Origin of the sequence: Providencia rustigianii DSM 4541 (assembly GCF_000156395.1) — a bacterium.
Classification (GTDB): domain Bacteria; phylum Pseudomonadota; class Gammaproteobacteria; order Enterobacterales; family Enterobacteriaceae; genus Providencia; species Providencia rustigianii.
In genome coordinates this window covers 66,268-66,694 of record NZ_GG703823.1, presented here as the reverse complement: position 1 = coordinate 66,694, position 427 = coordinate 66,268, and the positions used below count along the sequence as shown (strand labels likewise).

Below are 427 nucleotides of genomic sequence, written 5' to 3'. Positions count from 1 at the left end.
CAAAGTCTGGGATGGAATAGTGCGTTATTCAAAAGCGCTATGGGATGGTGTGACGCAGATTTTTAATCAATTTTGGGAAGGGATTAAATCCTATGTCATGAACTGGACGTTAGTTGGTTTGGTTTATCAGCATTGGGATAAAATTATTTCTGTGACGTCGCGCATGTGGGAACTGATTAAAAAACAATTTCAGATAAATGGAATGAGATTGTCGCTGATGTGACTGCATTACCAGAGCGTTTCAAGCAAATCGGTGGTGAAATTATCGATAGTTTGAAGAACGGTATTCTTGAAAAATGGGAGTCACTAAAATCTACATTTGCCGAAATTAAGCAGGCAGCGACAGATTTATTACCTGAGTGGATGTTATCAGATGATGCCAAAGCTGCGAGATTAGCAACTCAGGCAAGCGGTGCATCCGTAGCGG

General features: G+C 41.0%; 2 protein-coding genes. Both read left to right on the top strand.

The annotated features are described in order from the left end of the window. Positions 1-223, top strand: a 223-nt coding sequence (locus tag PROVRUST_RS20605) for a hypothetical protein (protein ID WP_006816302.1), incomplete at its 5' end; no start/stop codon positions are given. Then, positions 220-427 (top strand): hypothetical protein (locus tag PROVRUST_RS19915; protein WP_006816301.1); only part of this gene is annotated, 208 nt, incomplete at its 3' end. The genes PROVRUST_RS20605 and PROVRUST_RS19915, both read left to right, overlap by 4 nt.